21 protein-coding genes are annotated in these 22,406 nt (G+C 64.1%); 7 read left to right on the forward strand and 14 right to left on the reverse strand.

The features are described from left to right. Window positions 1–97 precede the first annotated feature (97 nt). Window positions 98–1,138, forward strand: a complete 1,041-nt coding sequence (locus Q0844_RS14905) for a PAS domain-containing sensor histidine kinase (RefSeq protein ID WP_299046343.1) — start codon at window positions 98–100, stop codon at window positions 1,136–1,138. Between the two features lie 88 nt (window positions 1,139–1,226). Here the strand turns inward: Q0844_RS14905 and Q0844_RS14910 are convergent, their stop codons facing one another. The 12 genes from Q0844_RS14910 to Q0844_RS14965 form a co-directional block, all read right to left on the reverse strand. Beyond that, window positions 1,227–2,117, reverse strand: coding sequence for a transglutaminase family protein (locus Q0844_RS14910; protein ID WP_299046346.1), 891 nt, complete (start codon window positions 2,115–2,117; stop codon window positions 1,227–1,229). A 182-nt stretch (window positions 2,118–2,299) separates the two neighbouring features. After that, window positions 2,300–2,896, reverse strand: a complete 597-nt coding sequence (locus Q0844_RS14915) for an SDR family oxidoreductase (RefSeq protein ID WP_299046349.1) — start codon at window positions 2,894–2,896, stop codon at window positions 2,300–2,302. 50 nt (window positions 2,897–2,946) lie between these two features. Then, a complete protein-coding gene (locus Q0844_RS14920) occupies window positions 2,947–3,561 on the reverse strand; it encodes a glutathione S-transferase family protein (RefSeq protein WP_299046352.1) in 615 nt (204 codons plus the stop codon). A 75-nt stretch (window positions 3,562–3,636) separates the two neighbouring features. Continuing rightward, the gene (locus Q0844_RS14925) at window positions 3,637–5,013 is read right to left on the reverse strand and encodes an NAD-dependent succinate-semialdehyde dehydrogenase (RefSeq protein ID WP_299046355.1); all 1,377 of its coding nucleotides are present in this window, start codon (window positions 5,011–5,013) and stop codon (window positions 3,637–3,639) included. Between the two features lie 192 nt (window positions 5,014–5,205). Further along, window positions 5,206–5,910: a cytochrome c oxidase assembly protein gene (locus Q0844_RS14930; protein WP_299046357.1), complete on the reverse strand. Its 705-nt coding sequence runs from the start codon at window positions 5,908–5,910 to the stop codon at window positions 5,206–5,208. Between the two features lie 18 nt (window positions 5,911–5,928). After that, window positions 5,929–6,258 carry a hypothetical protein gene (locus Q0844_RS14935; protein WP_299046359.1) on the reverse strand — a complete coding sequence of 110 codons (330 nt, stop codon included), beginning with the start codon at window positions 6,256–6,258 and terminating at the stop codon, window positions 5,929–5,931. Continuing rightward, window positions 6,255–8,804 carry a cytochrome c oxidase subunit I gene (gene ctaD / locus Q0844_RS14940; RefSeq protein WP_299046361.1) on the reverse strand — a complete coding sequence of 850 codons (2,550 nt, stop codon included), beginning with the start codon at window positions 8,802–8,804 and terminating at the stop codon, window positions 6,255–6,257. Before ctaD ends, Q0844_RS14935 begins: the two co-directional genes overlap by 4 nt. Further along, on the reverse strand, window positions 8,801–9,751 hold the full coding sequence (coxB, locus tag Q0844_RS14945; RefSeq protein WP_299046363.1) for a cytochrome c oxidase subunit II: 951 nt from the start codon (window positions 9,749–9,751) through the stop codon (window positions 8,801–8,803). Before coxB ends, ctaD begins: the two co-directional genes overlap by 4 nt. Continuing rightward, window positions 9,748–10,245 (reverse strand): c-type cytochrome, encoded by a 498-nt coding sequence (locus tag Q0844_RS14950; RefSeq protein ID WP_299046364.1) that lies wholly within the window; start codon window positions 10,243–10,245, stop codon window positions 9,748–9,750. The genes coxB and Q0844_RS14950 overlap by 4 nt, the downstream gene beginning before the upstream one ends. A gap of 6 nt (window positions 10,246–10,251) precedes the next feature. Beyond that, window positions 10,252–11,073, reverse strand: coding sequence for a c-type cytochrome (locus tag Q0844_RS14955; protein WP_299046366.1), 822 nt, complete (start codon window positions 11,071–11,073; stop codon window positions 10,252–10,254). Between the two features lie 11 nt (window positions 11,074–11,084). Further along, window positions 11,085–12,869 (reverse strand): GMC family oxidoreductase, encoded by a 1,785-nt coding sequence (locus tag Q0844_RS14960; protein ID WP_299046369.1) that lies wholly within the window; start codon window positions 12,867–12,869, stop codon window positions 11,085–11,087. A 3-nt stretch (window positions 12,870–12,872) separates the two neighbouring features. After that, window positions 12,873–13,559 carry a gluconate 2-dehydrogenase subunit 3 family protein gene (locus Q0844_RS14965; RefSeq protein WP_299046371.1) on the reverse strand — a complete coding sequence of 229 codons (687 nt, stop codon included), beginning with the start codon at window positions 13,557–13,559 and terminating at the stop codon, window positions 12,873–12,875. Between the two features lie 157 nt (window positions 13,560–13,716). Here Q0844_RS14965 and Q0844_RS14970 point away from each other — a divergent pair, with 157 nt between their 5' ends. The 6 genes from Q0844_RS14970 (at window position 13,717) to Q0844_RS14995 (ending at window position 21,089) form a co-directional block, all read left to right on the forward strand. Next, window positions 13,717–14,748 (forward strand): sodium:calcium antiporter, encoded by a 1,032-nt coding sequence (locus Q0844_RS14970; RefSeq protein ID WP_299046374.1) that lies wholly within the window; start codon window positions 13,717–13,719, stop codon window positions 14,746–14,748. 413 nt (window positions 14,749–15,161) lie between these two features. Further along, entirely contained in the window at window positions 15,162–16,763 is a 1,602-nt protein-coding gene (locus tag Q0844_RS14975) for a sodium:solute symporter (RefSeq protein ID WP_299046376.1), read from the forward strand. A 6-nt stretch (window positions 16,764–16,769) separates the two neighbouring features. Continuing rightward, window positions 16,770–17,894 (forward strand): mechanosensitive ion channel family protein, encoded by a 1,125-nt coding sequence (locus Q0844_RS14980; RefSeq protein ID WP_299046378.1) that lies wholly within the window; start codon window positions 16,770–16,772, stop codon window positions 17,892–17,894. A 4-nt stretch (window positions 17,895–17,898) separates the two neighbouring features. Further along, the gene (locus Q0844_RS14985) at window positions 17,899–18,534 is read left to right on the forward strand and encodes a DUF998 domain-containing protein (RefSeq protein WP_299046380.1); all 636 of its coding nucleotides are present in this window, start codon (window positions 17,899–17,901) and stop codon (window positions 18,532–18,534) included. Window positions 18,535–18,604: 70 nt separating this feature from the next. Then, entirely contained in the window at window positions 18,605–20,218 is a 1,614-nt protein-coding gene (locus Q0844_RS14990; RefSeq protein WP_299046382.1) for a sodium:solute symporter, read from the forward strand. Window positions 20,219–20,291: 73 nt separating this feature from the next. After that, a complete protein-coding gene (locus Q0844_RS14995; RefSeq protein WP_299046384.1) occupies window positions 20,292–21,089 on the forward strand; it encodes an SDR family oxidoreductase in 798 nt (265 codons plus the stop codon). Between the two features lie 22 nt (window positions 21,090–21,111). Here the strand turns inward: Q0844_RS14995 and Q0844_RS15000 are convergent, their stop codons facing one another. Both Q0844_RS15000 and Q0844_RS15005 read right to left on the reverse strand, forming a co-directional pair. Next, window positions 21,112–21,372: a hypothetical protein gene (locus Q0844_RS15000; RefSeq protein WP_299046386.1), complete on the reverse strand. Its 261-nt coding sequence runs from the start codon at window positions 21,370–21,372 to the stop codon at window positions 21,112–21,114. Window positions 21,373–21,442: 70 nt separating this feature from the next. Continuing rightward, window positions 21,443–22,207 (reverse strand): LuxR C-terminal-related transcriptional regulator, encoded by a 765-nt coding sequence (locus Q0844_RS15005; RefSeq protein WP_299046388.1) that lies wholly within the window; start codon window positions 22,205–22,207, stop codon window positions 21,443–21,445. Window positions 22,208–22,406 lie beyond the last annotated feature (199 nt).

Here is a 22,406-nt window from a genome sequence, read left to right on the forward strand (position 1 = left end):
CCGATGGCGCGCTGGCCCAACTGTGCAGCGCGCAACTGGCACCCCGTTACATCTGGCATGACAATCGCCGTGATTGCGTTAAAATGCGGGCATGACAATGGCTGCAGATACACACAGTTTGACCTGGCAGGTTTCGCCCGACCTGCTGGGTATCGTCAATCAGGCCGGTGTTTTTGTCGAGACGAACCCAGCATGGCAATCTGTTCTCGGGTGGAGCGAGCCTGAAATCAGGCGCATGGTCTTTACCGACTTTCTTCATCCTGAAGATATAGAACGGACGCTTGCGCTGTTCAGCCGCATGCAAGCAGGCGAACCCGCGCTTCATTTCGAAAACAGGTACCGGTGCAAGGACGGCACCTATCGTTGGCTGTCCTGGGTTGCGGTCCCCGAGGGCGACATTTTCGTGTGCAGTGCGCGTGATGTGACACAGGACAGGGCGAACGCCCGGGCGCTGCAGTCCTCGGAGGACGAAGCCCTGTTGCGCGAGCAATTCATCGCCATTCTGGGGCATGACCTGCGCAATCCGCTGGCTGCCATCGGATCGGCCGCGCGGATCGCTTCACGCCAACCCCATGACGCACAAATCGCCGCCATGCTTGCCGCCATACATGGAAGTACGGAGCGGATGGCGGCGCTGATCGACAGCATCATGGATTTTGCCAGGGCCCGTCTGGGCGGCGGCATTCCTGTTGATCTGAAGCGGATCGACACGCTTCAGGCGGGGTTTGAACGCGTCGTGGATGAGGTCAGGATGGCGCATCCCGAGCGACAGATCGAAACCTCGTTCACGTTTGATGGTGCATTGCTGTGCGATGCGGCCCGGCTGGATCAGCTGTTGTCGAACCTGGTTGCCAATGCCGTCGCGCACGGGGCACAGGATGACCCGATTTCTGTTGTCACGGACGAGGTGGATGGCTTTTTCGTGCTGTCGGTCGCCAACTCCGGACAGGCAATTCCGCCGGATATTCTTTCGAACCTGTTCAAGCCGTTCGAGCGTGCCGACAAGAGCGCGTCCCTTCAGGGATTGGGCCTGGGGCTGTACATCGCGGATCAGATCGCAAAGGCGCATGGCGGAGAGATTGGCGTGACATCGAATGACGATCGCACCGTATTCCGTCTGGCCATTCCGCTGGGCTGAGACCAGCATACCCCAGGGCCGCAATGCCGGGCGCGATATCATCTGCGTGGGCAAGGACATTGCCAGCGTCGCGCCAGATCGCGAAGGGTCAGGTGTCGTTGCCCGCCGTGTCCGCGATATGCTTGACGCTTACGCTCACATCCATCGACATCTGCGCATCTGTCGCACCGTGAAAACTGCCGGTCACCGGTGCGACCTGTTCGATCCGTCGCGCCACCGCGACGGGGATCAGGTTGGCCCCGCCGACCGACTGATTGGTCGGGTCGAACGGGATCCATCCGGCCCCCGGCACAAAAACCTCGACCCAGGCGTGGGTAGAGCCATCGCCCGCGGAACCGGTCAGATCGGCGTTCGGGTTTGAGAGATAGCCGGACACGATCCGCGCGCCGAAGCCCAGTGTCCGCGCAGCCTCGGCAAACAGAACGGCGAAATCGCGGCAGGTGCCCCAGCCCCTGTCCAATGTGTCCAGCGGCCCTTGCGTCCCTTCCGTCTCGCGGCTTTGATAGGCGACCTGCGCCGTCACGCCATTGGCGACATCCTTGAGCAGGGACAGCGTGTCGGTCGGCCGCTGCATCACGAACCCTTCGACCCAGTCGGACAGACGACCGGCGTCATCCACGTATTGCGGCGCGGCCAGAGGCCCGAGATCGGTCATTGCGTCATTCATATAGACAAAGGGATAAGAGGCCGCGTCAGCCGAGATCGGGAAGACCGGCCAGACCGACGCGGTAAGATCGACAATCATGCGCGCCTTGATAGCAAGGGTATCGCTTGCGGCGTCGAAGGTTGCCTTGGCCACGGTGTTCCCGGCCACGTCGGTGGACCAGTCGATACGCGCGTCGGGCGACACATCCAGATCGAACCGCACCAGGCGCAGATCGCGGGTCTCGCGGGGGCGCAGCATCATCTGGTGCGGGCCCAGGGACACGGGACCGGCGTACCGGTACGTCGTTTCATGGCGAATTTCGATATGTGGCATGGCCAGCGCTCAGGACCTCTGGCCTGAAGACCGTCGGCGGTCTTTAGGGCGGATGACGGAAACGGACGTTTTGGATGTGGTCATTGTTTTGCTCCGGGCGGGACACCGTACTCCGCCAACCGCGCGCCGGTGCGCCACGCGGTGGGGCGCACCGGCGCGGGGTCGGATTGGGCAAGCGGCGCTCAGGCCGACTGCATCAAAAGGGTCTTGCCAGCCCACGCGTCGCTGGTGACGGCATCGGCCAGAACGCGCGCGACATCGCCGCGCGCGGCCTTGGCCTTCGGATCAACGTCGTCGCCGAACTTCATGTCGCCGGTGCCATCGTCGTCAGTCAGCGCGACGGGGCGCACGATGGCGTAGGTCAGGCCGGACCCTTTCAGGTGCTCGTCGGCGTCATGTTTCGCCTTCAGGTAATGGCCCATGTCGGTGCTGGGATCGGGATCATCCGCGCCGACGCTGCTGAGCATGACAAAGCGAGCCACGCCCGCCTTGGACGCGTGATCGATCAAGCTGATCGCGCCGTCGCGATCAATCTTGTCGGTCATCTCCGCGCTGGTGTCGCCACCTGATCCGGCGGCAAAGATTACCGCCTCGCACCCGTTGCACACGCCGTCCTGAAGGTCCGCAAGGTCGCCCATGCGCGTCTCTGCCTGATCCGGCAGTTTGCTGGTGTCCGAGCTTTCGCGCACCAAGGCGATGGGGGCGTGCCCCTCTGACACAAGCGTGTTCATAAGGCGTGTTCCGGTGGCGCCGGTGGCGCCTGCGACAAGAATTTTCATGACAAGGTCCTTTGTTGAATTTGAAGATGGGCCGCGCGGTTTGGGGCGGCTCAGAGATCGGGGGCCATCGGTCCGGCCACGTTCGTTGCGGCGATGTAGCCCGGCTGTTTTTGCAGGTCGTTCCAATAGGTTGCGACGCGCGGCGTTTCGGCCAGAAAGCCACCCGCAGCCAGGTTCGCCAGAAGGTAGGACATCTGGATGTCTGCCAATGTGGCCGCATCACCAAAAAGCAGACCGTGATCGGGCAGGGACTGCGCGATATAGCCCAGGTGCATCTGCAGGGTATCCCGCGCCTTTTCGGCGACCTCCTCGCCCTTCATCGCTGGCAGCAGCACGCGCATGCACGCCGCTGCGAACGAACTTTCGACGTAGTCCAGCATCTCTTCGTGCTGCGCGAAGGCGGCTGACCCCGGGTCCGGCGTGTGGGTGTGATCGTCGAATTTGCGCGTCAGATACCGGAGGCAACTTGCTGACTCGGCCAGACGCAGATCGCCATCCTCGATGACCGGCGATTTTCCCAGCGGATGGACATCGCGCAACGCCTGCGGTGCGCGAAAGGCATCGGTCCGGTCGTATCGGACCAGGTCGTAGGGTTGGCCCAGATCCTCCATCAGCCAGATCAGCCGGATGGCGCGGGAATAGGCGAGGCAATGGATGGTGATCACGGCGTCAGGTGTCCTTTTCGAGGGCTTTGGGCAAAGGGCGACAACGGGGTCGTCCCGGCATCGGCAGGCGATGCTTCAGGGCATGTAGATCGCCTTGACGTTGACGAATTCCTTCATGCCAAAGCCGCCATGTTCGCGCCCGAAACCGGAATCCTTCACCCCCCCGAAGGGCATGTTCGGGTCCGCGGCACCAAACGAATTGATCCGCACCATGCCGGTGTCGAAATGATCGCGGGCCAGCTTGCGCGCCTTATCTTCGTCGCGGGTAAAGATACCCCCGCCCAGACCATACCGGCTGTCATTCGCGATGCGCATTGCGTCTTCATCGTCCTTGGCCTTGATGACCGCGGCGACGGGGCCAAAAATCTCGTCATCATAGGCAGGTGTGCCGGGTTGGCAGTTCACCAGCACGGTCGCGGGATAATACTGACCGGTCCGGTCCGGCGCTTCGCCGCCACACAGGATTTCCGCGCCACCCTTGACGCTGTCGGCGACCTGCGTGCAGATCGTGTCGAACTGTTCCTCGCTCGAAAGCGGGCCCAGTTGCGTGCTCTCGTCCTTGGGGTCGCCCAGTTCGATGGCGCGCATCTGTTCGACAAAGGCACCGACGAAATCATCATACACCGCCTCGGTCACGACAAAGCGTTTGGCGGACACACAGGTTTCGCCATTGTTGAACAGACGGCCCTGGACGCAGGTTTTTACGGCCAATTCGATGTCGGCATCTTCGAGGACGAGATAGGCGTCGTTGGATCCAAGCTCCAACACAGTCTTCTTGAGGTTCTTGGCCGCGACTTGACCGATATGGCGGCCCCCGCCGTCGCTGCCTGTCATGGTCACGCCGCGGATCAGCTTGTGTTCGATGACCGCATCCGACGTGTCGTGATCAATGATCACCACATCGAACAACCCTTCGGGCAGTCCGGCTTCAAGGCAGATGTCGCGCAGCATGAGGCCACTGCCTGTGCAGATCGACGCGTGTTTCAGGATGACGCCATTGCCTGCCATCAAGTTCGACGCAAGCACGCGGGTGGGTTGGTAGACCGGGAAATTCCACGGTTGGATGCTGTAGATCACCCCGATCGGGCAGTAGGCCACGACCCCCTGCTTGCCGTCCGCGCCATGCTGACGTTCTTCGTCGGCCAACATGTCCGGGCCGTGCTCGGCCGTGTATTCGAAAATCTGCGCGCAGAGTTCCACCTCGGTCTTGCCGTCGCGCAACAGCTTGCCGGTCTCCTCGGTCATCAGGTTGGCGTAGTCATCCGCCTTGTTGCGCAACAGGTTCGCGATGTCGCGCAGGTAGGGTGCGCGTTCCGTGTGGCTTTTCTTTCGCCAGTCCAGAAATGCGGTATGGCAGGTTTCGATTTTGCCAAAAGCCGCATCGGGCGACATCAGGTCATAGCCCGCCAGTTTGGTTTCAGTCGCAGGATTGATCGTCGAAAACGCCGTCATGTCGGGGGCTCACCTTGTTGGGATTCATGGTTCAACGCAGGATCGTGGGTTTCGTTCCGTGCGGGCGGCAGATGAAGACCCGCGCGTGCGGACGGTCCCGGGCCATCAACGGGCGCGCCATGGGCCGACGGTCTCACGCTGTGGCCTGTGTCGGACTGCACATGCGCCGCCGCCGTCGACCCTGCTGACCGGCTAGCGATGACCGGCGTTTGTCTCGCGCAGAAAGCGCCATGTCAGGTGCGCGATCATCGCCATGAACAGGCCACCGCCCGCCACCCACATCAGCGCGCCCGCCAGTTGCTGATCGGCCAGTGCCGACAGCCCGTAAGGCACCGTGGTCAGCGCGTGCCAGCCGTGCCACGGGCTGGGCGACAGCGTCAAAAGGGCCGCGAACACCGTCAGTTGCGTGCCCGTCAGCGCGGCCGCCAGCACCGCCTTTTCCGGGGCGGCGCGCATCGAGGCGAACATCAGCGTCGCGGCGGCAAACAGGCTCAGATGCATGGACCAGTAGATCAGGTCGCTTTCCAGCGTCGCCTGATAAGGGCCGGGCGCGTGCCACATCCAGAAGAGCCCGGCAAAGGCCGCCGCCGCCCCGACGGGTGAAACCCGTGTCTTCGGCAGGGCCGCCGCCAGCAGCGGGGCCGCCACCAGCGTCAGCAGGATGTGTTGCGCCACACGGGCGGAAAACAGCGCCATGGACGCGGCACATAGCGGCGAGACGAACAGGACCGCGACCAGCGCCCACGCCGTGGCAAACCGCTGTCTGTCCGGTGCCCACGCCAGCCCGGCCCCCAGCGCGACCAGAAGGCCCGCGATCAGCACCGGATCGAAGGTCCAGCGTGTCAGCAGCTCGGTCGGGATCGGCGGTGTGCCGCAGAACGGGGTATAGGGGTCCATGTCGCTCTCCTTGTCAGGTCAGCCCGCGCAGGTGGCGAGCACCGCCACGGGCCAGAGGTTTGCAAAGATGGCCAGCAGGGAAATCAGCGCCGACCAGATGACCGCCACGTTCAGCGGACGCTCCGGTGCATCCGCGTCCAGCGTGCGCGCCGTGCGCAGGCCCAGCACCAGCCACACCAGCAACACGATGGCGCAGCCTGCGGTGACGATGGCCGCGATGCCGCGCATCATGTCCGGATCAATCAGCCCGCGCGGCGCGCAGGCGGCCGAGATCAGCGCGTAGATCGCGATGAAGTGCAGCGACCACAGCGTGACGGGGCGCGCGATGCGGATCACCTGCCCGGTCATTGCGGCGACCCCGCGACCAGATAGGCCAGCGCCGTCATCGCCGCCATGGTCGCCGTCGCCTTGCCGAACGATCCCAGCAGCAGATCGGGCAGTCCCTGACCGGGGCGCACCGCCCCCACCAGCTTGCGCAGCGCATTGAACAGCGACCAGTAAAGCGTCACGGACAGCAGCGCGCCCACGAATGCCCCAATCGCCCAACCGACGGCGGCAAAGGCCGTGCTGTAGGGATCGACCGGCAGCAGCGCCAAAAACAGGCACAGACCCAGGCCCAGCACCGTCAACGCCAGCAGCACATTCGCCACCAGCCCCAGCGCGCGCGGCCCCTGCAACAGCGCCGTGCGCCCGGCCATCCAGCTGAGCGCGAACATCACCACCGCAAGGCCGAAGGCCAGCAGGGCAAAGGTGCGCGCGGGGCGCTGCGTGGCCTCGGCAAAGTCGGGTTTGACGTTCCACAGGTAGAGGCCCGCGAACAGGAGCGACGCGTAGAGTGCGAACAGGATCAGGATCGTGCCCACCGTCCCCACATGCAGGTGGCTGGACCGGCTGACGGCATTCACCGGCAGGCGCAGGCCGTCGCGGATGCCGATGTCGCGGGTGACGCCGCTATCCGACGGCTCCCACACCCAGCCGGTCAGGCCCGCGAGGGCCACCAGCGCACCGATGGCCGACAGCCAGTAAAGCGACGCGAGCGTGGCGGCGAAAAGGACGGCAAGGCCAAAGGCGGACACCAGCGGCATCCATGTCGGATGCGGCAGCCGCAGGATTTGAATGGGCGCGCCACTGACGGGATCGCAGCCCATCGTCTCGCGCCGGTGATCGGGATAGGCGCGCAATGCGCCGTCGATCTGCGCCGGGTCGCCCTGCGTCAGTTCGGGCTGGTCCCAGAGCGGTTCGCGCGACCGGATCTCGGGGATGGCGCGAAAGTTGTAGCCGGGCGCGTTTGTCGGATAAAGCCATTCGAGCGTCGCCGCCCCCCACGGGTCACGCCCCGCCGCGCGCCCCGTGCGCTGGTGGCGGAAGAAATCCCAGATGAACACCGCAACCCCGGCGGCCAGGATGAAGGCGCCGATGGTGGACAGCATGTTCAGCCGGTCCCACCCGATCCCTTCGGGATAGGTCGCGATGCGGCGCGGCATCCCGCGCAGCCCCGTCAGGTGCATCATGAAGAAGGCGAGGTTGAAGCCCGAGAACATCAGCCAGAACGCCCATTTGCCCAAGGTGTCGGACATCATGCGGCCCGTGAAATGCGGCACCCAATAGTAAAGCGCTGCGAACATCGGAAAGACAAAGCCGCCGATCAGCACGTAGTGCAGGTGCGCCACGACAAAGTAGCTGTCATGCGCCTGCAAGTTGAACGGCACCGCCGCCAGCATCACGCCGGTCAGCCCGCCCAGAACAAAGATGAACAGGAAGCCCAGAATAAACAGCATCGGCACCGTGAGGCGCGGCCGTGCCAGCGACAGCGTGGCGATGAAGCAGAATATCTGCACCCCCGTGGGCACCGCCACCATGGTCGAGGCGGCGGAAAACAGCGACAGCGACATGACCGGCAAACCGGTCGCGAACATGTGGTGCGCCCAGAGCCCAAAGCTGAGAAAGCCCATCGTGACGACCGCCGCCACCGCAAAGCCATAGCCAAAAAGCGGCTTGCCCACGAACACGGGCAGCATCGTGGCGACCATCCCGGCGGCGGGCAGGAAGATGATGTAGACCTCTGGATGGCCGAACAGCCAGAACAGGTGCTGCCAGAGCAGCGGGTCGCCCCCGAGGGCGATGTCGAAGAAGGGCAGGCCAAGCAGACGCTCGGCCTCCAGCAGGATGGAACCGATGATGAGGGGCGGAAAGCCGATGGCGATCATGAAGGCGGTGACCAGCAGGTACCACATCAGGATCGGCATCTTCGTCAGGCTCATCCCCGGGGCGCGGGAACAGAGGATGGCGGCGATGATTTCCACGGCGGCGGTGACGGACGCAATCTCGGCCAGGGTGATGCCGATCAGCCAGAAATCGGCGCTTAACCCTTCGGTGTACTGGCTGGTGGACAGGGGCACATACATGAACCACCCGCCCGCCGGGGCCGCGTCGAAGATGAAGGACGACAGCACGATGATGCCGCCGAAGAGGTAGCAGTAATATCCGAACGACCCGAGGCGGGGGAACACCAGGTCGCGCGCGCCGATCATCAGCGGGATCAGGTAGACCGCGAACCCTTCCAGCATGGGGATCGCGAAAAGGAACATCATGATCGTGCCGTGCATGGTGAAGACCTGGTTGTAGGTCTCGCTGTCGAGAAAGGTGTTTTCGGGCACGATCAGTTGCAGGCGGACCAGCAGGGCCAGCACGCCCGCGATCAGGAAAAAGATGAAGCCGGTGATCAGGAACCGCTTGCCCACGACGCGGTGGCTGACCGATGACAGCACGCGCGCGCCTTGTGGCGTGGCCCAGATCTCCTCGAAATCCTTGTCCGGCTCGCCCTTGGGGGCCACATCATAGGCGTCGTTGCGCGGCGGCGGCACGGGGGTCGGATCAAACGGGGTGTCGGTCATTTCAGGCTTGCCAGATAGGCGGAGACGGCGCGCAGTTCCGGCCCGCTGAGGTGGTTGTAGCTGGGCATTTGCGCGCCCGGTTTCATGTCGCCCACATCGGCGATCCAGCCCGCGAGGTTGCCCTGGTTCATGCGCCACATGCCCGCGCCAAGCGCTGCGCGCCCGCCCACGCGCGTCAGGTCGGGGCCAAGACGCCCGCCCTCTGCCACGCCGCGAATTTCGTGGCAGGCGGGGCAGCCGTAGTCGATGAACACCTGTTTGCCGTCCAGCAGTTCCGGCTTGGCCGCGTCGCGCGCCTCGCCCTGCGTCTCGACCAGCCAGCGGTCGAAGTCGTCAGGTGCCAGCACGACCACTTCGAACGCCATGCGGGGGTGGCTGAGGCCGCAGAACTCGGCGCATTGACCGCGGTAGCGTCCGGGCGTGTCGGGGCGGATGGTCAGCGTGTTCACTCGGCCCGGAATCATGTCCATTTTCCCTGAGATGCTGGGCACCCAGAACGAGTGGATCACATCGGCCGACCGCAAGCGCAGCGTCACGGCACGGCCCGCAGGCAGCACCAGTTCGTTGGCGTCGCGCAGGGCGATGCCGCCGGGGTCATAGACGATATCCCACCAGAACTGATAGCCGGTGACGTCGATCACCAGCGCGCGGTCGTCGGCGCGGGTGCTGGCCACCAGGATCGCGGTCGACGCGGTCATCAGGACAAGGATGGCCGCGATGGGCAGCACGATGCCGCCCGACCAGACCCACCAGCGGCCCGCAGGCCGGTCGCGCCGCCAGGCCAGCCAGACGATGCCCATGACCCCGACAAAGACCATGCCGAAACCGATGGTCATCGCCAGTGTCAAATCCAGCGTCAGGTCCGCGCCAAGGCCCACGGGGTTCAGCGCGGATTGCGAGCCGTACATGTCCAGCGTTGATGGCGTGTGGTCCTGTGGCTCCATCATCCGCCCCTGAGTGTGTAGAGATAGGCCGCCATGTCGCGCGCCTCCGCCTCGGTCACGCCAAGGTCGGGCATCGCGGTTTGCGGCGCGTGCACGGTGGGGTTCATCAGCCAGCGCACCAGCGATCCGGGGTCATTGGGCAGCACCCCCGCGACATAGGACCGGTGGCGCAGACCGGCCAGCGACGGGCCAACCGTACCGCGCGCACCCGACACGCCGGGGATCACGTGGCAGGACCCGCAGCCATGGGCGATCATCAGGTCAGGCCCGCGCGACGCATCGGCGCCGTGCAGCGCAAGGCTTGCCGCGTCCCAGTCCGGTTGGCGGTCTGCGGGACCGCTGCGGTACCAGTCCCCGACATGGCGCAAGGCATCGCCCGCCGCCACCCATGTGCGGTGGCCGATGCCGTCACCGGGACGGACCGCAGCCCACGCCATCGCGGCACAGGACAAGGCCACCAGCACGGTCGCCACCACATATGTGCGCCTGCGCGACATGCGCGGTCAGTCGGCAATCGCGGGCGTGTCGACAGGCTGTGGCGCGGTGTCGGCCACATGGTCGGTCGGACGCACGCGGGCGTAGTATTCGGACACGGCGCGCATGTCCTCGTCCGTCATCTTGGAGGCGATGGAGGACATGACGTTCATGGCGTCATTGTCGCGCACGCCCTCGCGCCAGAGCTGAAGCTGGTAGGTCATGTAATTGGCGTATTGACCGGCAAGATACGGCACCGAAGGGGGATTGCCCGTGCCCGAGGGGCCGTGGCAGTTCACGCAGGCCGGAATGCCCTTTTCCGCCGACCCGGCAGCGCCCAGCTGGCCGCCCCATTGCAACAGGGCCACGTCCACATTGCCCGCAGGTTCGTGATAGGGCGCGTCGATGGCCGCGTAATAGGCGCTGACGGCTTCCATTTCACGCTCGGTCAGGCGTTGGGCGATGCCGGACATCACCTGATTGGGGCGCGCGCCCGAGGCGTAGTCGATCAGCTGCTTGTAGGTGTACCAGCCCGCCTGCCCGGCCAGCCGCGGAAACGCACCCGACCCGTCGCCCATCCCCTCGGCCCCGTGGCAGGTGATGCAGGCCATGCCCGATCCGCCACGTTCCGCACCGCCCACGGCGACAAGGCGGCCCAGTTCGAGCAGGTCGTCATCGACCGTTTCGTTGACCGTCGCGTTGAACAGCACCCGCTCATCCTGAAGGTTCGCCTCAAGCGCGCGGATGCCCGGTTGCTCTTCGCGGTTCTGGGCGATGGCGACAAGGGGGGCGACAATCACGATCGACAGTGTCGCTGCGATACTGCCGGCGATGTGGTTCTTGCGGGTCATAGGATCCTCCTTCAGGCGTCCATCAGCGGGCGGGGGTTGGGCAGGTAGTCGGTCTTCATGTGCTCAAGCGTCCAATAGGCCAGCCCCATCAGCGGCCCCGTGGGGTTGTAGCCAAGGTTCTGCGGGAACAGGCACGCGCCGAAGACGAAGACGTTGTGATGGTCCCACATCTGGCCATAGCGGTTCACGGCGCTGGTGGTCGGATCGGTGCCGATGACCGCGCCACCCACGTTGTGCGTCGTCTGGTAGGGCACGATGGAATAATCCTTGCCCTCTGCCGCCAGGTTGACCGACGACACCGAGGTGACGTTGTCCATCTCCTGCGCGATCTCGACGGCGCGGTTCATCACGTAATCGCTCATCTTCCGGTCGTTGTCGGGGAAGTTGAACGTCATCCGCAGCAGCGGCCTGCCATACGCGTCCGTCCATGTCGGATCGAGGTCGAGGTAGTTCTCGTGCGTGGACACGGACGAGCCGTGAATGACCAGATCGCCGTGGTGGTTGTAGTTGTCGCGCACCGCGCGTTTCCAGTCCCCGCCCCAGGCGGGCGTCCCTTCGGGTGTGGGCTGGTAGCTGATGGGGCGACCGTTGTACTGCTTGCACGCGATGTAACCGCCGCCCAGAAACCCCAGCTCGGCGTGGTCGAAATTGTCACCGTTGAAATCGTCAACCACCACGCCGAGCGCACCAGCCCCCATGAAGGGGTTGGTAACCACATCCTTGTCGAAAAACGCATCCACCGCCGCAATGGTCTGGTAGGCATAGTTTCGGCCCACGACACCGGTACGCGTTTCGGGATCGTAAGGTTTGCCAAGCTCGGACACGAGCATCAGGTGCACGTTCCACAGAGCATAGGCATTCAGGCAAACGGTGTCGGCGGGCTGGAACACCTCCACCCCGTCCTCATCCAGATAGGTGACGCCGGTGGCGGTCTGACCGTCCTCCGACTTTTCGACCCGCAGGACCTGTGCCTCGAACCGGATCTCGAAATTCTCGTGATCCTTGATGCGGTCATAGACGCAGATGATCGGGTCGGCCTTGGCGAAATATCCGCAGCCGAAGCGTTCGCAGAAGCCGCAATAGGTGCAGGGGTGCAGCTGCGCGCCATAGGGGTTTTCATAGGCCTGCGTGACGTTGGCCGAGGGCATGGGAAACGGGTTATACCCCAGCTTTTCGGCGGCCTTGCCGAACAGCGTGTTGGAAATGGGCTGCTTCATGGCGGGGTTCGGATAGTCGGCGCTGCGCCGTCCTTCGAACACGTTGCCGCCTGCCTGCGTCTCGCCGTTCAGGTTGCCCGCGTAACCGGCCGCCCCGCAGATCCGTTCAAAGAAATCCAGATGCGGTTCCAGTTCATCATAGGTCACGCCCCAGTCCTGAATGGTCAGGTCGTCCGGGATGAACTGGCTGCCATAGCGGTCCTCGTAATGGGTCCGCATCTCAAGGTCCGACGGCAGGGGCCGCCAGATCTGGCCGTTCCAGTGGATGCCCGCACCGCCCAGCCCCGTGCCGGGCAGGAACGATCCCAGTCGCCGCATCGGCAGCGCCTGCTGGTCGCGGTTGTTGCGGAAGGTCAGCGTTTCCTTTTTGACGTCCTGCATGTGGCCGTAGCGCAGGGCGTATTTCAACTCGTCATGTTCCTCGGGCCCGGCAAAAGACGTCGCCGTATGGCGGGTCTGTCCGCGTTCCAGCACGACACAGCGCTGCCCGGCATGGGCCAGTTCATAGGCCGCCGTCAGGCCGGTCCAGCCGCCGCCGACGATAACGACATCCGTCTTGGGAAGGGTGCGTGTGGCCATGGCTCAACCCTCCTGCACGATGGGACGGGGGGCGCGGTGGCGCAACTGGCCGTGCGCGATCCCCATGGGGGGCTGCCTGGTGGGGGCGTTGTCGCCCACCCGTTCGGTGAAATAGGCGTGCGCGCCGGGAAAGCCGACCATGCGCCAGCCCGCGTAATCGTGGTTGCCGAGGTAGATGGGATCGGCGAAATACCCTTCCTTCGTGAGGCTGAGCAACTCGCCAAAGAAGCTTTGCGCCGGTGCGTCCCCGATCGGATCTTCGCGCTTGGAAAACTCTTCGACCCAGGTCAGCCTGTCGGCATCCGGCAGCGTGGCAAGGTCGGTCTCCTCGCGCGCCGCCGCGATCCCGTTGCGGATCAGTTCGGCGGGGGTCATGGGCAGTTGCCAACCCTGTTCGGGCGTGCCTTCGGGAAACGGCCCTGCAAGGTAAAGCCCCTGCCCCTGCCCGTAGCCGGTGGCCAGTTGCATGTCGATGTAGTCCACGACACCCGCCTGGCTGGCGCTGGGATGGTCGTCCTCGGGAATGAAGATGTCGGCCACGGCGGCCAGCCACCGCGCCTCGTCATCTGTCAGGAAGGCCCACGGTTCGGCGTCCATCTGGGCAAAGGCGTGCCGGACTGGCATGCCTGCAGCAAGGGCCGCGCCGCTCATGGACAGCAGGACGGCGCGTCGGGAAAAGCGGGGCGGCATGGATATGTCTCCGGGTCAGTGAACAACAGACCAACGTCGCGCAACCGTGGCGGGTTCCATTGAAAATGGCCGGTGATGGCCCGGGATTATTTCAGGTCCGCACGCAAAGGTGCAAAGCGCGATTGAACAAAGAGGCGCCGGTTTGCGTTCTGTGGATATGCTGACTTCGTTTTCCCTGTGGGCCCTGTTTGGTGTCGGTGCGGTCGCCGCAACCGTGATCCTGTTTGCGGGCATGCGCATGACGGACCTTGCCGATCGGATCGCGGACCGCACCGGATTGGGCGAGGCGGTCGTGGGTGGCGTCCTTCTGGGGGCGGCCACGTCGTTTTCGGGGACAATCGTATCGCTGACGGCGGCGCTGGACGGGCGCGCGTCGCTTGCCTTTTCCAACGGGATCGGCGGCATTGCGGCGCAGACGGCGTTTCTGGCCGTGGCGGATATACTGTACCGGCGCGCCAACCTTGAACATGCGGCTGCGGAACTGGCCAATGTCTTTCAATGCGGCGTGCTGCTGTTGCTGCTGAGCGTGCCGCTGGCCGCCTATGCCACGCCAGAGGTGGCCATATGGGGCGTGCACCCTGCGTCCCTGTTGCTGGTACTGCTTTACGGTCTTGGCGTCGTCGCCACGTCGCGGTTGCGCGCGGAACCGATGTGGCGCCCGGTCGAAACCGAAGACACCCGCGCCGATACGCCGGATGACGGCGATGAACCGGGCCAGCGCGCGACCGGGCTGCTGGTGCAGTTCGGGGTCCTGATGCTGTTTCTGGGTGCCGCCGGGTGGGCGATCGGGCAGGTCGGGGGTGAAATGACGGACCGGCTGAACCTGTCGGCATCGCTGGTCGGGGCCTTGATGACGGCCGTGGCGACATCACTGCCTGAACTGGTCACCACAATCGCCGCCGTCCGGCGGGGCGCACTGCAACTGGCCGTGGGCGGGATCATCGGCGGCAACACCTTTGACACCCTGTTCCTGACGATATCGGACGTGGGATATCGGGACGGCTCGATCTACCACGCGATCCAGACAAGCGACCTGTTCTGGCTGACCGTGGGGATGATGATGACGGCGGTCCTGCTGCTTGGCCTGCTTTACCGAGAACGGCAGGGACCCGGCGGGATCGGGCGCGAGAGCCTTGCCATTCTGGGCCTCTATGCCGGGGCCATCGCCGTGCAGGCCATCGCGCTGTAAAGGCGCGCGGCGCATCCGGCTGCCGGGAAAAACCATCGTCAAATCAACGCAATCGCGCAGCATTCGGCATCAAAATGCACATCCTGCGCAACCGAAGCACGTTGAACCGCGTTGACCGTTAGGATGCGCAGCCATGGTCGCTGCGTCCGATCCATTCAAGGAGGTTCGCCATGCTGCTTCACCTGATCCAGTCCTTCCGTCGATTTTTCTTTCCAAGTTTTGAACGCCGCGCATGTGTGCCGGTCCGCGCCATTTCCAGGCCGCGCCGACCGATTCTGCCCGCGCGCTGACTGCCCCGACCGAAAACGTCCCGAGGCCGCGTTTCCGTTCCACCGCACACTCCCCGGCGGCCATCGGACGGCGCAAGTTCCCGCCACCGGCCGACCACCGCGTACAGATGACAGAAGGCTATCATGGGTGACGCAAAGTTCGATCTTCACTGGATAGATTACGCGATTGTCGTCGTATACTTCATCGGCGTCATCGGTCACGGCATCTATGTCTCGCGCAAGTCCAAGGGGGGATCGGAAGACTATTTCCTCGCCGGTCGGTCCCTGCCCTGGTACCTGATCGGCTTCTCGCTCTTTGCCTCGAACATGTCGGGGTCCAGCTTTGTCGGGCTGATGGGCGGGGCCTATTCCAACGGCGTCGTCATCTTCAACTACGAATGGACGGCGGCGCTTGTCCTGATCCTGTTTGCGATCTTCATACTGCCCTCGTTCCTCAGGGCCAAGATCTCGACCGTTCCCGAATTCCTCGAAGTCCGCTATGACGTCCGGTCGCGCCGGGCGTTTTCGCTGTTCACGATCCTGGCCATCCTGTTCATCGACACGGCTGGCGCGCTCTATGCCGGGGGGCTCGTGATCTCGAACGTCACCGGCTATCTGAACCTGTGGACCGCCGTCGCCGTGCTGGCGCTGGTGGCGGGCATCTACACCATCCTGGGCGGGCTGTCGGCCGTGGTCGTGACAGACACGGTACAGGCCATCCTGCTGATCATCGGGGCGGCGGCCCTGTTCTGGATCGGGCTGGACGAGATTGGCGGCTGGAAAGAGCTGTTCGTCGACATCCCCGAGGAAAAGACCAAGCTGATCCTGCCGCCGAGCGACGATTTCCTGCCGTGGACGGGACTGTGGGGTGTGGTTCTGCTGGGGTTCTATTACTGGACCATCAACCAGTTTGTCGTGCAGCGCACGTTGGGCGCCAAGAACCTGAAGGAAGGGCAGATCGGTGCCCTGTTCGCCGGGTTCCTGAAGCTGCCGAACCTGTTCCTGATGATCCTGCCGGGGCTGATCGCGCTGAAACTGTACCCTGGCCTTGAAACGCCCGACCTGGCCTTTCCCACCCTCGCGTTCGAATTGATGCCCATCGGTCTGCGGGGCCTGATCATGGCGGCGCTGATCGCGGCGATCATGTCATCGCTGGATTCCGCGATGAACTCGGCCTCGACCCTCGTGGTGAAGGATTTCGTCGAACCCATCTGGGACGTGAGCGAGGAGCGGCAGGTCTGGCTGGGCCGGGTCGTGACCGGTGTGGTCATGGTGTTCGGCGCGCTCTATGCCCCGTCGATCGCGGGCTTTGAAAGCCTGTTCAGCTATTTCCAGTCGTCGCTGTCCTATATCATCCCGACCATCGTGGTGGTCTATATCCTTGGCCTGTTCATCCCGTGGCTGAACGGGAACGGGGCGTTCTGGACCATTGTGCTGGGTCTTGTCGTGGGCATTCCGCTGTTCATCATGAAAGAGGTGACGGGCATCTGGGCCGATCTGGGCCTGCCCGAGATCCACTATACCATCATGTCGACCATCATGATGGTCCTGGGCATCGCCACGCATATGGGCATTTCCGCCCTGACCTCGCCCGATGACAAGGAAAACGTGGGCGATCTGGTCTGGTCGGGCAAGGAAGCGCGAGAGGTGTTCACCACCATCGAAACCCCGTTCTGGCAGGACCGCACCCTGTGGGCCGGTTTGCTGGTGGTCTGCACCGCAGGCTTCGTGATCTGGTTCTGGTGAACGGGCATGGAACCGGCTGATCTGCAAAATGCGGCACAGGATGCCATCGCCTGGGTCGAAGGGTTGCCCGGCTTCCTGCTGCCCCTTGCGGCGGTCGGGCTTGCCATTCTGGGCGGGCTGCTGCTGCACTGGCTGACGTTTCGCGTGCTGACGCGGGTGTTCGGGGCCGATGTCGGGCTGGCCGGGTCCGCCGTGCGCCGGGCGCGCAGGCCCATGCGGCTTGCCTTTGTCCTGCTTGGCCTGATCGTTGTGCTGCCTGCGGTGCGCCTGCCGACATTCTGGAACGACGGATTGCAGCACACGGTGCTTATCCTTCTGATCGTGCTTGTGGGGTGGACCGCCATCCTGCTGGTCAATCACTTTGCCGAACGGTCGATGCGCAAGTACCGGTTCGACACGGACGACAACCTGGCCGCCCGCAAATACGTCACGCAGGTGCGCGTTTTGCGGCGCACCGCCGTGATCGTGCTGGGCATCTTCACCGCCGCCGCCGTCCTGCTGACATTCGAGAGCGTGCAGCGTTACGGCGTCAGCCTGTTCGCCTCCGCCGGGGCGGCGGGGTTGATCCTGGGCCTTGCGGCGCGGCCCGTGCTGGCCAACCTGATCGCGGGCATCCAGATCGCCATCACGCAGCCCATCCGGCTGGACGACGTTGTCATCGTCGAAGGCGAATGGGGCTGGATCGAAGAGATCTTTGCCACCTATGTCGTTGTGCGCATCTGGGACTGGCGGCGCATGGTGGTGCCGCTGTCCTATTTCATCGAACAGCCGTTCCAGAACTGGACCCGCGAAAGCGCGTCGATCATCGGTGCTGTGCACTGGTATCTGGACTATACCGTGCCGGTCAGTGCCGCGCGCGAACACCTGATGACGCTGCTGAAAAACTCGCCCCATTGGGACGGGCAGGTTGCCAACATGCAAGTGACCGACACCGACAAGGATACCGTCACCCTGCGCGGGTTGATGAGTGCCCGCACCTCGCCGCAGGCATGGGACCTGCGCTGCGAGATCCGGGAAAAGATGATCGAATGGTTCCAGTCCGAGTACCCGCAGGCGCTGCCGCGTCTGCGCGGAGAGTTGAGCACGCCCGCGCGCGACGACCGCGACGCATCCAATGGCCGGGCGGCATGATCTGATGGCCCACGAACGCAACCACGATGCCCTGAACGAATTGCGACCCGAACTGCTGGTGTTTTGCGGCGCGGTCGGGGCGCTTGGCAACATCGCGCCCCTTGCCGCCATGCTGATGGCCATCGCGTTCGCCGAACATGATTTCATGGCCGACACGATCAGCGACCTGGGGCGCGGGCCGCACAAGTGGATTATGGACACCGGGTTCTACCTGGGCGCGACCGGCATGCTGGCGCTGTCCATCGGCACGGCGCATTACCACATCGGCCGGTTCTGGTGGTCCATGGGGGTGTTCATGCTGGCGCTCTTGGCCCTCGTGATCACGCTGCTGGGCCTATGGGACGATTTGACGACACAGGGCGACAACTGGACCGTGCATGTCTGGCTGACCTTCCTGCTGGGCCCGCTCTACCTTGCCGGGCCGCTGGCCATGGCCGGGGCGATTGCGCGGGTCAGCACGGCGTTGCGCGGGGCGTTCATCGCATCCGCGTTTTTGTGGATCGTCTTTGCCACGGGCTTCAAGCTGGCGCCCGACAGCTATGACGGGGCGCTGGAAAAGATCGCGGTCGCCGCGACCTTGATCTGGACCCTGCCGCTGGCGTGGATCCTGTGGCGGCAAGGACGCAAAAGCCTGTCCTGAGGCGGGAACCGAAGACCGGTTCGGGCGTTAAGCTGATGATATTTAACGCATCGCACCGCCCGGGTGGCCCGTGGCACAGCCTGCCACACGGGAACCAGACACCTTGGAAAACCAGATCGACGCCGACCTAGCCGTTCTCGATTACATCGTCATCGCGGGGTACCTGGGCATCGTTGTGGCCATCGGCGTCTGGGTCGCGCGCCAGACCAAGACGGGCGAGGACCTGTTTCTGGCGGGCCGGTCGCTGGGCTGGGCCGCCATCGGTTTCTCGCTCTTTGCCTCGAACATCTCGACTTCGACGCTTGTGGGCCTCACCGGCAGCGCCTATTCCGGCGGGCTGGCGGTGTCGGCCTATGAATGGATGGCGGGCATCCCGCTTTTGCTGATGGCGTTCGTCTTTGCGCCCGTGTTCCTGAAATCCCGCATCTCGACCACGCCGGAATACCTGGAAAAACGGTACTCGCGCCGGGTACGCCTGTATTTTTCCGGCCTGACCATCGTCTTTACCGTCATCGTGGACACCGCCGGGGGGCTTTATGCCGGGGCGGTCGTGATGCGCGTGTTCTTTCCGGGTGTCGACATCTGGATGTTCTGTGTCGGCATCGGCATCTTTGCAGGTATCTATACCGCGCTTGGCGGTCTCAAGGCCGTGGTCTACACCGACATCCTGCAAGCCGTCGTGCTGCTTCTGGGCACGGCGTTGACGGCATTCCTGATGTTCCAGTCCGTCGACTTTTCATGGGCCACCGTGCAGGATCAGGTGCCCGACGGCAATCTGAGCATCGTGCAGCCCATCGACGACGACACGCTGCCGTGGCCCGGCCTCTTTACCGGCGTCTGGCTGCTGGGCTTCTGGTACTGGGTCACGAACCAGTACATCGTGCAGCGCGTGCTGGGCGCCAAGGATCTGAGCCGCGCGCAATGGGGCGCCATCCTTGGCGGTGTTCTCAAGATCCTGCCGACGTTCTTCATCATCCTGCCGGGTGTGATGGCCGTCGTCACCCTGCCGGACATCTCGGCACCCGATCAGGTCTTTCCCATCATCATCACCGAGGTGCTGCCCGCAGGCCTGACCGGCCTTGTCCTGGCCGGGCTGATCGCGGCCATCATGTCGTCGGTGGACAGCACGCTCAATTCGTCCTCGACCCTGCTGGTCAATGATTTCCTGACCAAGGAAGGGCGTGAACCCGAGCCGGAACAACAGAAAAAATGGGGCACGTGGGCGACACTGGGCTTTATGGTCATCGCCATCATCTGGGCCCCGTTCATCCAGTATTTCGGCGGGCTTTGGGATTATATCCAACAGGCGTTTTCCGTGCTGGTGCCGCCCCTCGTCGTCTGTTTCACTTTGGGCGCGCTGTGGTCGCGTGGCACGGCCAGTGCCGCATTCTGGACCCTGATCGCGGGACACCTGTTGGGCCTGTGCGTCTTTATCGCCAACCAGTTCGGGATCTGGCCGCTGCATTTCACCATCAACGTCACGATCATGACGCTCGTGTCCGGGGCCATCTTTGTCGGTCTCAGCCTGATGGGCGACCGGGACGACGTGGACGAGGACGCGCTGTGGTCCCGCGCGGCGGCCTTTGACACCGATGCGGCAAATGCACCGTTCCTGAAGAATGTCAAAACCCATGCCTGGATCCTTGGCGCGCTGATGATCGGCACTCTGATCCTGTTCTGGTGACGGCGCGGAACCGTCACGTCGATGGGGCGTTTGCCCTGCAAGTCATTCCCCGCAACACGCGAAAGGTCACGTCATGGACTATGGATTGAACGGCAAGACGGCCCTGATAACGGGCGGCGCATCCGGCATCGGGCGCGCGACCGCACAGGCCCTGATTGAAGAAGGTGCGCATGTCATCCTTGTCGACCTGAAGGGCGACGCGGTGTCGGATGCCGCCGCAAAACTGGGCGATGCCGCATCGGCGCTGCAAGCGGACCTGACCGATGCACGGCAGGTCGAGGGGCTGGCCGCCTCGGTCGAGGAACGGTTCAACATGCCCGACATCCTGGTCTGCGCCGCAGGCGTGACGGGGGCCAAGGGGCACCCGCTGGAAATGAAGGACAGCGACTGGCACCACGCCTGGGACACCGATTTCATGTCCGTCGTGCGCACCATGCGCGCCTTTGTCCCTCCGATGGAACGCAAGGGCTGGGGCCGCGCCGTCATCGTCTCAAGCGAGAACGCGGTGCAACCCTATGCGGACGAGGCGGTGTATAACGTCGCCAAGGCCGGTCTGCTGAACTTCGCCAAGGGGCTCAGCCGGGTGACGGCCAGGAACGGCGTGCTGGTCAACACGGTGTCGCCCGCGTTCATCGAAACACCGATGACCGATGGCATGATGGACAAACGCGCCGAACAGGACGGCGTCAGCCGCGACGAGGCGGTGCGCAGTTTCCTGGACGAAGAGCGCCCGTATCTGGAACTCAAGCGGCGCGGCAAGCCCGAGGAAGTGGCCGCAGCCATCGCCTTCCTGTGCTCGGACAAGGCCAGCTTTGTCGTAGGGGCCAATTACCGCGTCGACGGTGGATCGGTCGCGACGATGGCGATCTGACGTGTGTCGCCCCTGCGATGGGTCAACGCTTGGCAAGCGGGGCGGTGATCGGGGGTGAGCCGTCGATCCGGTCGGCAAGAATGACGACAAGCCGGTTCAGTTCGGCTGCCGCCTCGATCAGGCGCGGCAGAGCGGCACAGTCTTCGTATTCCGGGATCTGGTAGGCGGCGTGTTCGGCAAGGTGCGCCGCGACCTCGACCCTGACAAGCGCCTTGATCTGGCGGTCGAAGGGATCAAGCGTCGTGTCGAGAAGGTCCAGGATGTCAGCGGATATCTTGAGCATGCGGATGGACCCCTTGCGCATCGTCTGGCCGGGGACGCGATAGGCGAACCAACGGGGACGTGTAAGTCACTCAGGTAAGTGACACCTGCGCGACGGGGCCTGTCGACAGGCTGGGGATCGCGCCCAGACGCAGCGCGATGATGACGGCGGACACCCGGTCGCTTACGCCCAACTTCTCAAAGCTGCGGCGGCACAGCGTGTTGACCGTATGGCGGGACACGCCAAGGATTTCCGCGATGACGCTGTTGGACTTGCCATGCGCGATCCAGTGCAGCACCTCAATCTCCCGCTGGCTGAGCGCGACCCGGATCACCCTGTTTCCATCGGGGCTGAGGTAACACAGCATGTTGTGCGCGGCCTGGCAGATCAATTGCACATGCGCCATCTCGCGCGCGGATGCGTCGATGCCATAGCGCCCGTAGCCAAGTGCGAAATAGCCGTCGCGCCCGCTGGGGCCCGCCACGTGCACGCTCAGGCCGTCTCCGATCCCCCGGGCGCGCAGCGTGTCGACAAACGCGGCATGCCGATAGGACAGATCGGCGGACTGCGTGAATGCCGCCCAGCGCACCGGAAATGCGCATTGCCGCGACGCGACCGGAAAGGGATCGTTGATGTGACTTTCGGGATCGTTCCGCGCCCCGGCATAGGACACCACGAAGTCGCGCGGAAAGCCGACCTGGTCCATGAAATGATAGTCGTTTCGGCCAAGGGCCGCGTGGATATACGCGATCCGGCGGAACCGGAGCCCGCGCAACAGCCTGAACAGGGTGCGCCGCAGCATCGGGATGCTGCGCGCGGCAAAGATGCGGTCTGTGGCTGCATTCAGGTCAATCATGTCCACCCCATCGACTGGCCCCGTGCCAGCCCAAACGTGCGACGCTGGAAGGCGCGCAAAAACAGTCAGGGTCAAGGTCAAAACGCGCCGCGGTGCCCGAAGTTCCGCGATGCAGGGACCACGGCGGCTTATCCCGCAGGTGCCAAGCCACACGGACAGAACCGCGATGTACCGCGCGGCTGACCCGTGGTCCCGCAGG

Origin of the sequence: uncultured Tateyamaria sp. (genome assembly GCF_947503465.1) — a bacterium.
Taxonomy (GTDB): Bacteria; Pseudomonadota; Alphaproteobacteria; order Rhodobacterales; family Rhodobacteraceae; genus Tateyamaria.